The sequence below is a fragment of the Rahnella sikkimica genome, from assembly GCF_002951615.1.
Taxonomy (GTDB): domain Bacteria; phylum Pseudomonadota; class Gammaproteobacteria; order Enterobacterales; family Enterobacteriaceae; genus Rahnella; species Rahnella sikkimica.
The window spans coordinates 760,233-775,808 of record NZ_CP019062.1 but is presented as its reverse complement, the minus strand read 5'-3'; the positions used below and the strand labels follow the sequence as shown (position 1 = coordinate 775,808).

General features: G+C 56.8%; 11 protein-coding genes and 1 tRNA gene. 3 read left to right on the top strand and 9 right to left on the bottom strand.

All coding sequences use genetic code 11. The features are described 5' to 3' along the window. Positions 1-13: 13 nt before the first annotated feature. From BV494_RS03445 to BV494_RS03430, 4 genes are all read right to left on the bottom strand, one after another. Positions 14-3,097 (bottom strand): efflux RND transporter permease subunit, encoded by a 3,084-nt coding sequence (locus BV494_RS03445; protein WP_104921587.1) that lies wholly within the window; start codon positions 3,095-3,097, stop codon positions 14-16. After that, a complete protein-coding gene (locus BV494_RS03440; protein WP_104921586.1) occupies positions 3,094-4,236 on the bottom strand; it encodes an efflux RND transporter periplasmic adaptor subunit in 1,143 nt (380 codons plus the stop codon). Before BV494_RS03440 ends, BV494_RS03445 begins: the two co-directional genes overlap by 4 nt. A 98-nt stretch (positions 4,237-4,334) precedes the next feature. Next, complete coding sequence (locus tag BV494_RS03435) at positions 4,335-5,513, bottom strand: sensor histidine kinase (RefSeq protein ID WP_104921585.1); 1,179 nt, start codon at positions 5,511-5,513, stop codon at positions 4,335-4,337. Continuing rightward, on the bottom strand, positions 5,510-6,208 hold the full coding sequence (locus BV494_RS03430) for a response regulator (RefSeq protein WP_104921584.1): 699 nt from the start codon (positions 6,206-6,208) through the stop codon (positions 5,510-5,512). Before BV494_RS03430 ends, BV494_RS03435 begins: the two co-directional genes overlap by 4 nt. A gap of 125 nt (positions 6,209-6,333) precedes the next feature. Here BV494_RS03430 and BV494_RS03425 point away from each other — a divergent pair, with 125 nt between their 5' ends. Both BV494_RS03425 and BV494_RS03420 read left to right on the top strand, forming a co-directional pair. After that, positions 6,334-7,122: a MipA/OmpV family protein gene (locus BV494_RS03425; RefSeq protein ID WP_104921583.1), complete on the top strand. Its 789-nt coding sequence runs from the start codon at positions 6,334-6,336 to the stop codon at positions 7,120-7,122. A gap of 194 nt (positions 7,123-7,316) precedes the next feature. Beyond that, positions 7,317-7,406, top strand: a tRNA-Ser gene (locus BV494_RS03420). A gap of 63 nt (positions 7,407-7,469) precedes the next feature. On the opposite strand, the gene astE is transcribed toward BV494_RS03420, so the two are convergent. Genes astE through BV494_RS03395 form a run of 5 tightly spaced genes read right to left on the bottom strand, consistent with a single transcriptional unit; the run spans position 7,470 to position 13,637 of the window. After that, positions 7,470-8,450: a succinylglutamate desuccinylase gene (astE, locus tag BV494_RS03415; RefSeq protein ID WP_104921582.1), complete on the bottom strand. Its 981-nt coding sequence runs from the start codon at positions 8,448-8,450 to the stop codon at positions 7,470-7,472. A gap of 18 nt (positions 8,451-8,468) precedes the next feature. Continuing rightward, positions 8,469-9,812 (bottom strand): N-succinylarginine dihydrolase, encoded by a 1,344-nt coding sequence (astB, locus tag BV494_RS03410; protein WP_104921581.1) that lies wholly within the window; start codon positions 9,810-9,812, stop codon positions 8,469-8,471. An 11-nt stretch (positions 9,813-9,823) separates the two neighbouring features. After that, positions 9,824-11,302 (bottom strand): succinylglutamate-semialdehyde dehydrogenase, encoded by a 1,479-nt coding sequence (gene astD, locus BV494_RS03405; RefSeq protein WP_104921580.1) that lies wholly within the window; start codon positions 11,300-11,302, stop codon positions 9,824-9,826. Continuing rightward, positions 11,299-12,372 (bottom strand): arginine N-succinyltransferase, encoded by a 1,074-nt coding sequence (gene astA / locus BV494_RS03400; protein ID WP_104921579.1) that lies wholly within the window; start codon positions 12,370-12,372, stop codon positions 11,299-11,301. Before astA ends, astD begins: the two co-directional genes overlap by 4 nt. 44 nt (positions 12,373-12,416) lie before the next feature. Next, positions 12,417-13,637, bottom strand: a complete 1,221-nt coding sequence (locus BV494_RS03395; protein ID WP_104921578.1) for an aspartate aminotransferase family protein — start codon at positions 13,635-13,637, stop codon at positions 12,417-12,419. A gap of 765 nt (positions 13,638-14,402) precedes the next feature. Here BV494_RS03395 and BV494_RS03390 point away from each other — a divergent pair. Beyond that, positions 14,403-15,392, top strand: a complete 990-nt coding sequence (locus BV494_RS03390) for an autoinducer 2 ABC transporter substrate-binding protein (protein WP_104921577.1) — start codon at positions 14,403-14,405, stop codon at positions 15,390-15,392. The last annotated feature ends 184 nt before the right edge of the window (positions 15,393-15,576 follow it).

Here is a 15,576-nt window from a genome sequence, read left to right as displayed (position 1 = left end):
TCGGGCGTTTTTTTCATTGCGGCTTGTTCCGCACATTGAGAATGTCCTGTTTCTCAAGCGCCATAATAAGGCTCAATGACGCCGGTAACACCGTCAGTGTTAAGAAGGTGGCGACAATCAGTCCGCCGATAATGGCATACGCCATTGGCCCCCAAAATACCTGTTCGGCAATCGGCAGCATCCCCAAAATAGCGGCGCAGGCCGTCAGTAAAATCGGCCTTGAACGGTGCTCAGCAGCGGCTCTGATGGCATCATTGCTGCCCATTCCGGCGATGACATTATTGTCCACTTCGCTGATCAGAATCACCGCGTTACGGATGATCATTCCGGCCAGCGCGATAATCCCCAGCAAGGCGACAAACCCCATCGGCGTACCCGTCGGTAGCATGGCAAGTACGATGCCGATCAGGCCAAAAGGCGCCATGAATAATGCCAGCAACATGCGCGAAAAACGTTGTAACTGGATCATCAGCAAGACAAGCATGACGAAAAGCGTCACCGGCAGCACCGCGTAGACTGAATTGTTACCTTTATCTGATTCGGCCACCACGCCGCCCTCTTCGATTTTATAGCCCGGCGGCAGCGACGCCCTGATACGCGAAACCTGCGGCGCGAGTTGCTGAGAAACCGTTTCCGCACGCAGCCCCGGCGCGATATCCGTCTGCACGGTAATGAACGGCAGCCGCTGGCGACGCCACACGACCGGATCGTCAATCCCCCAGACCGGTGTGGCAACCTGACTTAACGGGATTTTCTGCCCCGTTGCCGTGGTCAGCATCAGCCCTGAAAGCGTCGTCACATCCTGACGTTCCCGGTTATTCGCCCGCAGAACCACGTCGATCAGCCGGTTATTGTCCCGGACGGTCGTCACCACGCTGCCTGACCAGACGGTGTTAAGCAACGCCGCGAGGCTTTCTGAAGAAACGCCCGCCGCCCGCGCTGCCGTCTGATTCACCCGCAGCGTAATAACGCGTTCGGGCTCTCCGGCGGTCAGGTTGACGCCACGGGTCACGGCGCTGTTGCCCAGAACGGCGGCAAGCTGTTGCGCCGTCATTCTGACTTTCGCGTAGTCCGGGCCGCTGACACGATATTTCACCGGCCAGCCCACCGGCGGGCCGAGTTCCAGCGGTGAGACGCGGGTGGTGATATCGCTGAAATCACGGGCTAACAGGGATTCCAGTTGCGCGCGAAGTGTATCCCTGTCCTCCAGACTTTTTGCGACCACCACCAGCTGCGCCGTATTTTCGTTATCCAGCAAGACATCCATCGGCAGATAAAAACGTATGGCACCCGACCCGACATAAGCCGAAAAGTGATCGACATTTTTGTTGCCATGCAGCGCGTGTTCCAGCCGTTCGGTTTGCCGCGCGGTCTCCGTCTGCGACGCATTGGCGGGCAAGGTCAGGCTGACCAGCAGTTCGGGGCGGTCAGAAGCCGGGAAAAATTCGCCCTGCATAAACGTCGTTGCATATGCCGACATCCCCAGTAGCAGGCAGGCGACGCCCACCGTCATCCACCGGTGATGCAATACAAAATCAAGCAGGCGCTGGTAGAAATGCATTAATCTGCCGCGTTTTTGCGCGTGTGACGCGGGTTTTCCGGACAAAATCCATGTCCCGATCAGCGGTGAGAAAAGAACGGCGACACCCCATGAACACAGCAGCGCAATGAACACCACGGCGAACAGGGAATAGCAATATTCGCCCGCGCTGGAAGCCGCAAAACCGACCGGAATAAACCCGGCAATCATCACCAGCGTGCCGGTCAGCATCGGAAATGCGGTGGTTTCAAAGGCGTAAGTCGCGGCGCGCCACAACGAATCTCCCGCCTCAATGCGTGACACCATCGCTTCAACGGTGATCATCGCATCATCCACCAGCAGCCCGAGCGCAATGATCAGCGCGCCCAGCGAAATACGCTGTAATCCGATCCCGGCCAGCATCATGCCAATAAACGTCATGGCCAGCACAATGGGGATCGCGGCCGCCACCACCAGCCCGGCGCGGGTGCCGAGCGAGACAAAAGACACCGCCAGCACAATCACAACGGCTTCGATAAGCACCCGGATAAAACTGCTGACGGCCTGCACAACCACGGCGGACTGATCCGCCACTTTCACCATGTCAATCCCGTGCGGGAGACGCGTCTGGATATCCGCCATCCGCTCATTGAGCGCCTTACCGAACGACAACATATTCCCGGAAGACGCCATGGAAATCGCCAGCCCGATGGCCGGTTGCCCGTTAACCCGGAATGCCGGTGACGGCGGCTCGGCATTCTCGCGGCTGAGGGTCGCGATATCGGTCAGGGGAATGTAGCGCCCGGCAAGGTGCAAGGTGATGGCCCGCAAACTTTGCTCAGACGTCAGGGCACCGCTCACCCGCAACGCAATGTTCTCGCGATCGCTGCGCAGGATACCCGACGGCTCTACGGCGTTTTGCGCTTTCAGGGCATCGACGACCTGTTGCAGATCAATGCCCATACCGGCGAGCTGCGCAGGCGAAAACGCAATCACGATGTTTTCTTCCTGCACACCGAGCAGGCTGGTTTTTCCCATGTCCGGCAGTGACATCAGGCTGCGGCGGATGTCTTCCACACGGTCGCGCAACTCGCGCGGCGTATAGCCTTCGGCAGTAAAACCATAGATGGTGCCAAACGTATCCTCGAACTCATCGTTGACCTGCGGCCCCTGCACGCCGGCGGGCAATGAGGGCGTAATATCCTGCATTTTTTTACGCACCTGATACCAGATCCCGGCAACCGCTGACGGCGGCGTGTCATCGCGCAAATTAATGAAGATCACCGACTGTCCGGCGTGCGTATCGCTCTCCACGTAATCGAGATACGGAATTTCCTGCAGTTTTTTTTCCAGCGTGTCTGTGACCAGATTTACCGTATCCACCACGCTGGCACCCAGCCAGGTGGCGGACACCACTGCGGTTTTAATGGTAAACGCCGGATCTTCGTTACGGGGCAATTGCTCATAACTGATGATGCCTGCGGTCATTAACAGGAGCATAAAAAAAGCCATCAGCGGCTGATGCGCCAGCGCCCAGGCGGAGAGGTTAAATTTGCTGACGGGCAATGAAGGCTTCATTCGCGGCCCTCCCCGAGGGTCACTTTTTCGCCGTCCCGCAACTGACTCACCCCGGCAATCACGACCGTTTCGCCGGGGCTGACGCCCGTTTTAACAAAGATTTCTGAAGTGCTGTAACGCCCTAATACCACCGGCCGCAGGTGCAGCGTCAGCGTTTTAGTATTCACGACAAAAATGGCGGGCTGCCCTCCGGCGCGGGTCAGGGCGGCCGCAGGAAGGGCTACTGCTGACTCATCTGAAGCGTGAAGGATGAGCTGCACGCTGGCTCCCAGCGCCAGCGCAGGCGGCGGGTTGTCGAGCGTGATGCGAACGCGCCACGTCCGGGTTTGCGGATCGGCCTGCGGGCTGATATCCCGTAAATGCCCCTGAGCGACCACCGATGAATCTGACAGCAGTGACACGGCAAACTCATTCCCGGCGTGGGCAGAAACAGCCTGCGTGCCGGCCACATCAAAGACCGCATCACGCCCGTCGCCCGAGGCCAGTGTCACCACCGTTTGTCCGGCGGTCACGACCTGACCGGCCGAGGCGCTGACCTGCGTGATCACCCCGTTGGCCGGAGACGTCAGTTGTGACCAGCCGAGGTTCTCGCGGGCAGTTTTCAGCGAATCTTCACTGCTCTGACGCCGTGAACGGGCCGCCTGCCAGTCGGACTGTGCGCTATCAAGCTGCGAACGGGCGATCGCGCCGCCCGGCATCAGCAACTTCATGCGTCTGAGATTGAGTGAGGCCAGCTGTTCCGCGGCGCGGGCGCTGTCGAGATCGGCCTGCGCGCTGCTGAGCTGGTTACGGCGGGTATCCGGTTCCTGTGTGGCTAACACCTGCCCTGCGGTCACGCGCTCACCGACATCGGCCTGTCGGGTCAGCATCCGCCCATCCAGCCGGAAGCCGAGTAACGCCTCTTCATGAGGCCGGATTTCGCCGGTCTGGATAAAAAGACCGGAAGCCTCCGGAGAAGGCGCGATCACCACGCGCACCGGCCTGATGGGAGCCGCCTGTTTATGCGTTTTATCGCCACACCCGGACACCAGCACGGCAATGAACAGCAGAAATACAGCGGGAATAAACGGCCACAGCAAGTCACAGACGGCCAGATGGCGCAGCGCGTGGCGGACATAATCAGTAAAAGTAGCGAACATGACAGACTTCCTGAATTGAGATGCCGCTATTCAATCCATTCACTGTCCAGATTCCCGCGATATTTCATCAAGGAACCGTCAAGACCCGCACTTTTTTATTATCCGGCTTCCGGCTGAGGCAAGCTGACCGTAATGATCAGCCCGCGCGGCGCTTTCTGCGCTGCCCGGATGCTGCCCCCGTGGGCTTTACAAATCGCACGGGCAATGGACAACCCTAATCCGCTGCCACCGGAATGCCGCGCGCGGGAAGAGTCCGCCCGGCTGAAACGTTCAAACATCACCGGTAAAAAATCGGCGTCCACGCCCGGCCCGTGATCTTCAAAAGCAATCTCAACGCCGCTTAACGTGTGTGAAACCGAAATATCCAGCCGGTGCCCTTCCTGCGCATAACGCAGGGCATTTTCCATCAGAATGGTCATTACCTGCCCGAGCCGGAACGGATCGCCGACATAAGGGCAGGGAATGTCAGGCGTCACGAAAATATCAAACCCGGCATCCGCTGACTGAGGTTTGAGCCAGGCTACGCGCTCACGCAGCAGTTCAGCCAGATCCAGACGGGTTTTACTGAGATTGAGCTGACCGGCGTCCGCCAGTGAAAGCAAATGCAGCTCGTCAATCAGCCGGTTCAGATGCAAAAGCTGTTTCATGACCATCTGCAACTGACGCGGCTCCGGCTGGAATACGCCGTCAAGCATCCCCTGCAAACGCCCCACCGCTGCCGTCAGCGGCGAGCGAAGTTCGTGCGCCATCGCCACATGCGACGCCCGCAGTTCCCGCTCATAACGCGAAAGTTGCAGCATCATGGCGTTAAAATCGTCGGTGAACTGGTTAAGCTCCGCCGGGGCATTTTTGACCGGCTCAGCCCGCGTGTTGAAATCCCCTTTCGTGACTGCCCGCGCCACCTGCGCCAGACGGCTGAACTGCAACGAAAGCGGCCGTGCGGCTTTGAGGCCCAGCAGAGCGATAAAAGGGATCACCACGACAACCAGTATGCCGACCATCATCCAGTCGGCAGAGGCAATGGAAGGATCGGAGTAACGCGCCCCCCAGCCCTGATCCACAATCTCATGAAAACGCGTCAGATTAAGCTCAGGGTTACCGCGCAACACCTCAAATTCCGCCCGCATAGCCGGGGACATATGGTGCAATACCCAGAGATTCTCAATGACAAAGCGCAGCCACATGCACAGCGCAATCAGGACAACACTGCCAATTGCCAGCGTCAGGATACGAACGCAAATCCAGCGCCACAGGGACTGATCGTGTGAGCTACTCATGGCTGGCGGAACCGGTAGCCCACGCCGCGCACGTTGACCAGCACATTCACGATCCCGGCGGATTCCAGCTTTTTGCGCAGATTATAAACATGCGTATCCACCACCCTTTCCAGCGCCTCGCTTTCCGGCAGGCAATGTTCGAGCAGATATTGCCGCGAGAACGGGCGCGTCGGTGCACGCATTAATGTACTCAGAACCCCGAACTCCGTGGGGGTTAAATCAAGATAACGCGGTTCGCCCGACGCTGACCGCACGGACGCGGTGAGCGCATCGACATCGACGTCGAGCCCCTGCCAGCACAAAACAGACGACGCCACCTCGTTGCCCGACGCCACACGCCGTAATACCGCCTGCACCCGCGCCACCACTTCGCCGGGGTTGTAAGGTTTGACGACATAATCATCCGCACCAAATCGCAGCGCACCAATTTTATCCGGCATATCCCCCATCGCGGTCACCATGATGACCGGTGTACTGCTTTCGCGGCGAACAGACGCCAGAACGTCCGTGCCCCGCATCCCCGGCAGCATCACATCCAGCAAAATAAGATCAGGCTTCCACCGCTGCGCACTCTCCAGCCCGGACAGTCCGTCACCGGCAATCTGCACCTCATAACCTTCACGTTTCAGATAAGCATCAAGGACATCTGCCGCATCGGCGTCGTCTTCAATGATCAGAATTCGTTTCGTCTGCATGTTTCTCGCCTTGACTGTTTCTTCATAAATCCCAGACAGTATATTGACACTGCCTCTGCATACTCCGGTTTCAGACGCGGCTACGATCCGCTACAAACCATACGGTTGGGTGATGAGGAATCACAATGATATCCAGAAAACTAATGCTGCACATTACCTGTTTCACCGTGTCCGCAACAGTGCTGCAGGCGCTGGCCGATGACAGCGCTTCGCCTGCGCAAACGTTAACTGTCGGTATCGGCGCACAAAGCGCGCCACGTTACAGCGGCTCGGATGAACGTCACTGGCTGGTTGCGCCGGTCATTCAGGCGCGGGACAACGCCGTTTTCTTTGATTCGCTCAAAGGCCTGGGATATGACCTGCAAGCTGATAACGGCCTGTATCTTGAACATACGCTGGGCGTCAGCCTGGGGCGGACAGACCGGAATTCGACCTGGCGCGATGGCTCAGAAAAGCTCAAAGGCATGGGAAATATTGATGTGGCCCTCAATACCGCCATCGCCATCGGCTGGTCGGCGACGCCGTGGCTTTCCTTCGAAGGCAAAACCACGCTTCCCCTGACTGACGGGCAAGGCGTGCAGTATCAGACGTCTGTGACAATATTGCCGGTGCAAAATAGCACCGACACCGTCGCGCTCCAGTCGGCAGCACTTTTTGGCGACCGCCGCTACATGAATACCTTTTACGGTGTGAGCGAAAAGCAAAGCGAGCGTACTGATTTCGCGCCCTATCAGGCCGCCGGAGGATTTTATGGCGTGGACACCAGTCTGACATGGAGCCACCAGTTCACACCAAACTGGGGCGGCGTCGTCAGCGCGGATTACACCTGGCTGGGCGATCATGCCGGCAAAAGCCCGATCGTTGAACAACGCGACGGCACCACCGTCAATTTCGCCCTGCTGTATACGTTTTAAGTAAACATTAGCGACATTCACAAGGCCCCTGGGGCCGGGGAGATAAACTTAACAATGTGTCATTCATCTGTGCCCGCTTACCGCCCTGAACGGTCTGTGAGCGTCTGACACAAAACCCCGAAATTCTGCTTGACCCTTCTGGGCAGTCTCCCTATAGTAGCGCCCCGTTGCAGCGCATGCGGTGTAACGGATCCGGTGAGGTGTCTGAGTGGCTGAAGGAGCACGCCTGGAAAGTGTGTATACGAGTAATCGTATCGAGGGTTCGAACCCCTCCCTCACCGCCATATAAAAGAAAACGGTCCTGATGAAAATCAGGACCGTTTTCTTTTATATCCACCTTAAAAAATCTACATCTTCACCAGCATCAGCCCGGCTCTCAGCCCCGGCGCGACATTCGGGTTCGGGAATAACACCCCTTCTTCCTCTTCTTCCACCCGATAGGTTTTCCCGGTTTCTGTGGCGATCACGAAACCTTTTTTAAAAGGCGTGAAATTCAGCGCACCGGCGGGAACGAATAGATGGAAATCTTCCTTCGAGCGGATCACGTCCTGCACCACGCGGTAATGCACAAGTGGCTCACCGGTTTCGCGGGCAGGCAAAGGCTCGCCGCTGACCAGGGTTTCAAGCCCGCGGCGGATCCCCGTGAACTGTGCGTGATCGTTGCAGCCAAACGGCAGCGCTTTACCCAGTTCTAGCGTGCAACTGTCGGCCTGAAACACTTCACTGCTGAAATGGGTAAAGGTGCCGCCCGGCGAACGGTGATGCACCAGCGCGTCAAGCCCGCACGCGTTAAGCCACGCCAGCATCGCCTCGCTTTTCGGTCTGGCCTGTAACGGCAGCAACCCGAAACGGACGTGCAGGGAGCCGCGAATGGCGGTGTGCAGATCATAATGAAAACGCTGTCGGGCACCCGCCGCCGTGGCGCTGCGGTAAAACAGCGCCATCGCCTGCTCGAGTTCCTGCGCGCGTCGCGTTTCATCATTCGGGGTATAACGTGCGTGACGTCCGCCAAACATGCGGTTCATATCCTCGTCCACAAAACGCTTATTGAGTCGCATTGACGGCGGATTCCCCAGCAACACCAGCAGCCGGACCCGCAGCGCTCTTGCGCCGGAAAGCAGTTCGCCCGTCAGCTGATTCAGCAGTTCGATGGGTGCCGTTTCATTGCCATGAATCCCCGCCGAAATCACGACGGCGGTGTCACAAGGCACGCGCGGCGACAGTTCGAGAATACCCTCGCCGCGCCACTGCCAGTCGAGCGTTTCGGTTTGTCCGGCCGGTTCAGTGACCGGCTCGCCCGACAGCGTCACCGCTAATAAATCAAACATAACTCACTCCTTTGAAGGTCAGCGCTGGAACGGGTAAATGGCACCCAGCCCGAGAATATTGGTCAGCTCATCCAGCGCGGTACGCACTTCGGTCAGCAGTTGCGGATCTGCCAGATCTTTAGCCTGCATCCGGTCGCGATAATGCGTATCCACCCACGTATTCAGGCGCACAAACTGGCTGTCGTTCATGATTGACGCCACATTCACCGCATTCAGTTCATTACGGTTCAGCGCCACGCGCAGACGCAGACACGCCGGACCACCGCCGTTGCGCATACTTTCACGCAAATCAAACACTTCGATCTGATTGATTGGCCCGCCGCTTTCGACTAATTCGGACAAATAAGCCCAGACGCCGCTGTGCTGGCGCGATTCTTCCGGCACCACTAACAACATCTTGCCGTCGGATTTGGTCAGCAACTGGCTGTTGAAAAGATAGGTGGCCACGGCGTCATCCAGAGAAACTTTCGCCTGCGGCACTTCAATCGGCTGGAAATCCAGTTCAAGCGCAGACATTTTGCGGCGGATTTCACCGAGCGCGCTGGCCGTATTCACAAACGCCTGCTGATGATGGAACAGCACGTTGCCGTTGCTGACCGAAATCACGTCGTTATGGAAAACGCCGCTGTCGATGGCCTGCGGATTTTGCTGGATAAATACCGTTCTTTTTTCATCGAGCTGATGCAAACGCGCTACGGCGTCACTGGCTAAACGCGTCTGCCGCGCCGGATAACACACCGGTTCGTTTTCACCGGTCACCAGCCCGTCACGTCCGTACACAAAAACCTGCACGCCGGGTTTGTCATACGCGCCACATAACCGGTTATGGTTGGCAGCCCCTTCATCGCCTAACGCCGCCACCTGCGGCAGCGCTTCGTGGTGCGCAAAATAGCGGTCCGCGTGGAAGGTCGCACGCAGAATGGCCGAGGTGGTTTCGGCTTCTATTGCACGGTGGAATTTATTATTCAGGTTAGCGACGGTGAAATGGACGCGCCCGTCACCGCTGTCCGCCGAAGGGGAAACCGTCGCCGCATTCGCCACCCACATGGACGACGCCGAACTCAGCGACGACAACAGACGCGGCGAATACGCCTGCGCTTTTGCCAGCACTTCGCGATCGCTGCCGCCGAATCCCATCTTACGCAACGTGCTGAGATGAGGCCGTTCGTGAGGCGGCAAAATCCCCTGCGCAAAGCCCAGATCGGCCAGCGCTTTCATTTTCAGCAGGCCCTGTTTCGCCGCCAGACGCGGGTTAGCGACGGCGTTCTGATTTTTCGTCGAGGCTTCATTGCCAAAAGACAGCCCCGCGTAGTGGTGCGTTGGCCCGACGAGTCCGTCAAAATTTGCTTCACATCCAGACATTCCAGCTCTCCTCAGGTTGTGCGGAAATCAACACCCGGCGACAGCGTCGCAGGAAGTTCCAGCTTGTCTGTTTCCAGCGAGGCCATCGGCCACGCGCAGTAATCCGCCGCATAATACGCGCTCGGACGGTGGTTACCGGAAGCGCCGATACCGCCGAATGGCGCGTTGCTTGATGCGCCGGTCAGCGGTTTGTTCCAGTTAACAATGCCCGCCCTCGCTTCCAATAGTAGCTGCTCAAACTGAGCACGCTCTGCAGAGATCAGCCCGGTCGCCAGCCCGAAACGCGTCTGATTGGCGAGGCGGATCGCACCGTCGAAATCGCTGTAACGGTAAACGCTCAGCAGCGGGCCAAAATATTCTTCATCCGGAATACCGGCCACGCCGGTGAGATCAATAATCCCCGGTGTCAGCACCGTATTCAGCGGATCCGGACGCGTCAGCAACAGCAGCGGCTTCCCGCCCAGTGCCAGCAGTTCATCCTGCGCTTTCAGCATGTTGCGCGCAGCGGCATCGGAAATCACGCCGCCCATAAACGGTTGCGGCTCGTCATTCCAGCCTCCGGTGCGCAGTTGCATCGTGACATCCAGCAGACGCGCGATAAACGCATCGCCCGCCGCGCCCTCTTTCACCAGCAAACGGCGCGCGCAGGTACAACGCTGCCCGGCGGAAATAAACGCCGACTGAATGGTCAGATTGACCGCGGCATCGATGTCCTCAACCGGTTCAACGATCAGCGCGTTATTGCCGCCCATTTCCAGCGCCAGAATTTTTTCCGGCTGCCCCGCCAGCTGGCGGTGCAACTGATAACCCGTGCCCGCGCTGCCGGTGAACAGCAGCCCGTCGATATTCCCGCAGGCCGCCAGCGCTTCGCCGGTCGTGCGCCCGCCCTGCACCAGATTCAGCACGCCTTCCGGTAAACCGGCCTGCTGCCAGAGTTTCACGGTTTCTTCCGCAGTTTTCGGCGTCAGCTCACTCGGCTTGAAAACGATCGTATTGCCCGCCAGTAATGCCGGAACGATGTGGCCGTTGGGCAGATGACCGGGGAAGTTATACGGCCCGAACACCGCCAGAACGCCGTGCGGACGGTGGCGTAACACCGCTTCGCCGTCCGGCATCGCGGTGTGTTTTTCACCGGTACGCTGCTGGTTGGCTTCCAGAGAAATCGCCACTTTGCCGATCATCGCCTGGATTTCCGTCAGCGTTTCCCAGCGCGGTTTGCTGGTTTCCTGGCTGATGATTTCCGTCAGCCGGGTTTTATGTTCGGTCAGTAAATCCGCGAAACGTTTAATCACCTCGCTACGTTCAGCCACGGTTTTACGCGCCCACGCCGGAAACGCCGTTCGCGCTGCCGTGCAGGCCATTTCAACGTCTTGCGCGTCAGCGCTCAGTGCCGACCACAACAGCGTGTTATCCGCCGGATTAGTTTTACTGAGCTGCGCGCCTTGCCCGCTGCGCCACTGGCCCTGAATAAAGAGTGCAGGTTGCATCATGCGAGACTTTCCTTTTGGTGAAATTGTGTCGGTTGGGTAACGCTGCTGCCGGCAAAAAGTGCCACGGCGCGCAGGCTGTCGCCTTCACGAAGACCGAGCATGTCGGCTTCGCAGGCGTTTAACTGGATGGACTCCGGCGAATCGCCGCCAGGGATCAGCAAGGCGCGAAAATTCTGGTACTGTTCGTTGGCGACCAGATATTGCGGCTCGTCACGGTCAGCGCGATGTTCTGCCAGCCGGACCGGTAACAGACGGCTTTCTTTGACGGCGCGCAGCGAATCAATTTCGCCTTCCAGCGTCGGGCCCGCGTCAAAAATATCGACATAACCTTCGTAGCGCAGCCCTTCACCTTCCAGCACCGCGCGCGCCGGTGCGGTTTGCGGATGCACCTCACCAATCACTTCGCGCGCGTCGTGGCTGAGCAGTTCGGTGTACAGCGGATGTTTCGGCATCAGTTCGGCGATAAAGGACTTTTGCCCCATGCCGGTCAGGCGGTCGGCTTCGGCGAATTCCATACCGAAGAAATGCCGCCCGACGCTGTCCCAGAACGGAGAATGGCCGCTTTCATCGGACATGCCGCGCATCTCCGCAATCACCTTGCGGGAGAAATATTCGCGGAAAGCCGCCAGAAACAGGAAGCGAACTTTTGATAACAGCTGGCCGTTTTTGCCGTGGCGATAATCCGGGTCAAGGAACAGTGTGCAAAGCTCGGTGTAACCGGTGTGGTCGTTGCTGAGAAACAGCGTCGGCACCGGCTTGTAGATGTTCAGGCTTTTTGAAGCGTGAACCAGCGTGCCGAGGCGGAAGTTATACCAGGGTTCACTCAGCCCGACGGCCACTTCGATGGCGCTGACGCCCACGACTTTTTCAAGTTCCGTGTCTTCGAGCACAAACAAATAGCCCTGATCGGCTTTCTCAAGTCGACCTTCCCAGGTCGCCACCGAACGCTCAATGCGTCCGCGTAAATGCGCTTCATCCTTGGGCAAAGACGTTAAACCGATGCCGGTTTTGCCTGACAACTGCAGGATATCGGCGAGATCGCCGGGCCGCACAGGTCGAATCAACATCATGATGCTCTACCTCTTTCATCCCAAAGCTTATGTATCCGAAACAATCACACGCAAAGGCGCGCCACGGCACGTTCCAGTCGGTTCAGCCCTTCTTCAATGTCCGCACCCGAAATAATCAGTGACGGCGCAAAGCGCAGCACGTTTGGCCCGGCAATCAGCGCGATCAGCCCTTCTCCGGCTGCCAGCGTATTCAGCTGTTTCGCCTGATCTTTATAGCGTTCACTCATCACCGCGCCGAGCAAAAGCCCCTGCCCGCGCACTTCGCTGAAGACGTGATAACGGTCGTTAATGCGTTTCAGGCCATCGAGGAACCACTGGTGCCGTTTCTTCACACCCGACAGAACTTCGGGCGTATTGATCATCTCAAAGACTTTGCCCGCCACCGCCGTCGCCAGCGGGTTTCCGCCGTAGGTGGTGCCGTGCGTGCCCGGCTGGAAAAGTACGGCGTAGCGGTCGGTGGTCAGCATCGCCCCAATCGGGAAGCCGCCGCCGAGCGCTTTGGCGCTGGTTAAAATGTCCGGCACCACGCCGTAATGCTGGTAGGCGTACAACTCGCCGGTGCGGCCCACGCCGGTCTGGACTTCATCGAAAATCAGCACGGCCTGATGTTTGTCGCACAGCTCCCGCAAACCTTGCAGAAAATGCGCATCGGCAGGCACCACGCCGCCTTCGCCCTGAATCGGCTCGACGATCACGGCACAGGTACGCGAGGAAATCTGGCTGGCCACGGCGGCCAGATCGTTAAACGGCAGATGCGTAATGGCCGGTGGCAGCGGCGCAAAATCTTCGGAATATTTCGGCTGACCGCCCGCAGTGACGGTAAACAACGTGCGGCCGTGGAAGGCGTTTTTGAAGGCAATAATTTCGTTCTTATCGCCACCGGCTTTGTGGCCGTACAGCCGCGCCAGTTTGAGCGCCGCTTCGTTGGCTTCCGCACCGGAATTACAGAAAAACACTTTGTCGGCGAACGTCGCGTCGATCAGTTGTTTCGCCAGACGCAGCACCGGTTCGTTGGTGTAACCGTTGCCCAGATGCCAGACCTTATCAGCCTGCTCATGCAGCGTTTTACGAATTTCAGGGTGCGCATGTCCCAGCGCATTCACCGCAATGCCGCCTGCAAAATCCACATAGTCTTTGCCCGCCTGATCCCAGAGCCAGGATCCTTCGCCACGCACCGGAATAAACGCAGCCGGGGCGTAAACAGGCACCATCCAGTCATCAAAGTTCTGGCGGCTGACATTTTGCGGCTGCTGTTGGTGTTCCATATAAACCTCTTTATTAAGTATCGATGGCCGACTGAATTTAAGGTGCACGTTTCCGCCCCCCATACAGGCAGGAAATGCAGTTATTAGTTTGTTATCTAAAAGTTAATAAATAATCTCACTCAGTCTCATCATAGAGTGCAGTCTTCGTGCCAGCAAAGGAAAAAAGTGAATAAAAAAGGCAGCACCCAGAAAAAACAACCACTTAAAACCGCCTGTTATTCACATAAATTGCATAAAAAATGAATAAAAGAAAAAATCCCCTTTTACAGCAACGAGGGTAAAGGAATGAGTATGCAGGGAATTATTTTGATTTCTGGCGGCAGCTATTGTGCAGGATTGTGATCTGACGCGTATGCGGTGATGCACCGCAGCAGGACATCGCACAAACCCGGTGCAACTGCGCACCACGTTGACGCATTCACGCCTCGTGACCGTCTTCACATTCTGCACAAATAAAAGCCAGTCCGCGGTTTATGGGGCTCTCAAATCCATCGGCTTTGATTTATTGATGCGTAATTGTTAATAATTTGTTATTTAATTGTGTTTTTGTTATCGGTAACTTCACCTCGCATCGCCGTGAGATGCGTGTCATTCGAATTTTTGAAACTTAAAATTAACATTAATAATCACATAAATTAACAATTTCGGGCTTTGATCACAGTTCGTTCACGAGCACGCGAAAAGCACTTTCCCGTTAAGTTAATCTCTGATTGCGGCATTTACCCCGTCCGCCCCTACACAAACCCTCATAAGAAAGGTACAGACATGAAATTTAACCTCGCATTAGTCAGTGCATGTGTGGTTTCAGCATGCATGTTGTTAACAACACCGGCTTTCGCTGCCAATAAACCCTACGACATCGCCGTCGTGGCGAAAGTCACCGGCATTCCTTGGTTCACCCGCATGGAAGTCGGCGTAAAAGAAGCCGCGCAGAAGCTGGATGTTAACGCCTATCAGGTTGGCGGTTCGACGCCAGACCCGGCTCAGCAGGTGAAAGTGATTGAAGACCTGATCGCGAAAAAAGTGGACGCCATTATCGTGGTGCCGAACGACGCCAAAGTCTTGGAGCCGGTGCTGAAAAAAGCCCGCGATCAGGGCATCGTGGTATTAACCCACGAATCCCCGGATCAGCAGATTGGTCAGTGGGATATCGAAACCATCGACAGTCAGAAATATGCCGAAGCCAATATGGATGAACTGGCAAAAGATATGGGCGGCAAAGGCGGTTATGCCATTTATGTCGGTTCCCTGACCGTGCCATTGCATAACGCGTGGGCAGATGCCGCGATTAAATATCAGAAAGAAAAATACCCCGACATGCACGAAGTCACCTCACGTTTGCCGGTGGCGGAAAATATCGACAAGTCCTACTCCACCACGCTGGATTTAATGAAAACCTATCCTGATCTGAAAGGGATTATCGGTTTCGGTTCACTCGGCCCGATCGGTGCCGGTCAGGCCGTTCAGCAGAAACGTGCGAAAAATAAAATCGCCGTCGTCGGTATCGCGATGCCAGCGCAGGCCGCGCCCTACCTGATGCGCGGGGATATTAAGAAAGTCCTGCTGTGGGATCCAAAAGATGCCGGTTACGCACTCGTTTCAGTTGCCGACCAGCTGTTACAGGGTAAAGAAGTGACCAAAGATCTGAGCATTGAAGGTTTAGGCAAAGCCGATGTGGATACTGATAAACATGTGATTCGCTTTAATAAGATCCTCGAAGTTACGCCGGACAATGCGAAATCACTGGGCTTTTGATTTAACGAATAAAGACCGATTTTACCGGAGATAAATTATCTCCCGCGCCACACCAGGGGAATGAAACAAATAGGGCGTAGTTTGTTGTGCCGTATTTGTTTCCCCCAATATAAAAAAATCCCCCTAAATAATTCGGATTGCAGGAAGGCGGCAAGCGAGAGAATCCCGATGAGCTTACTTGAGT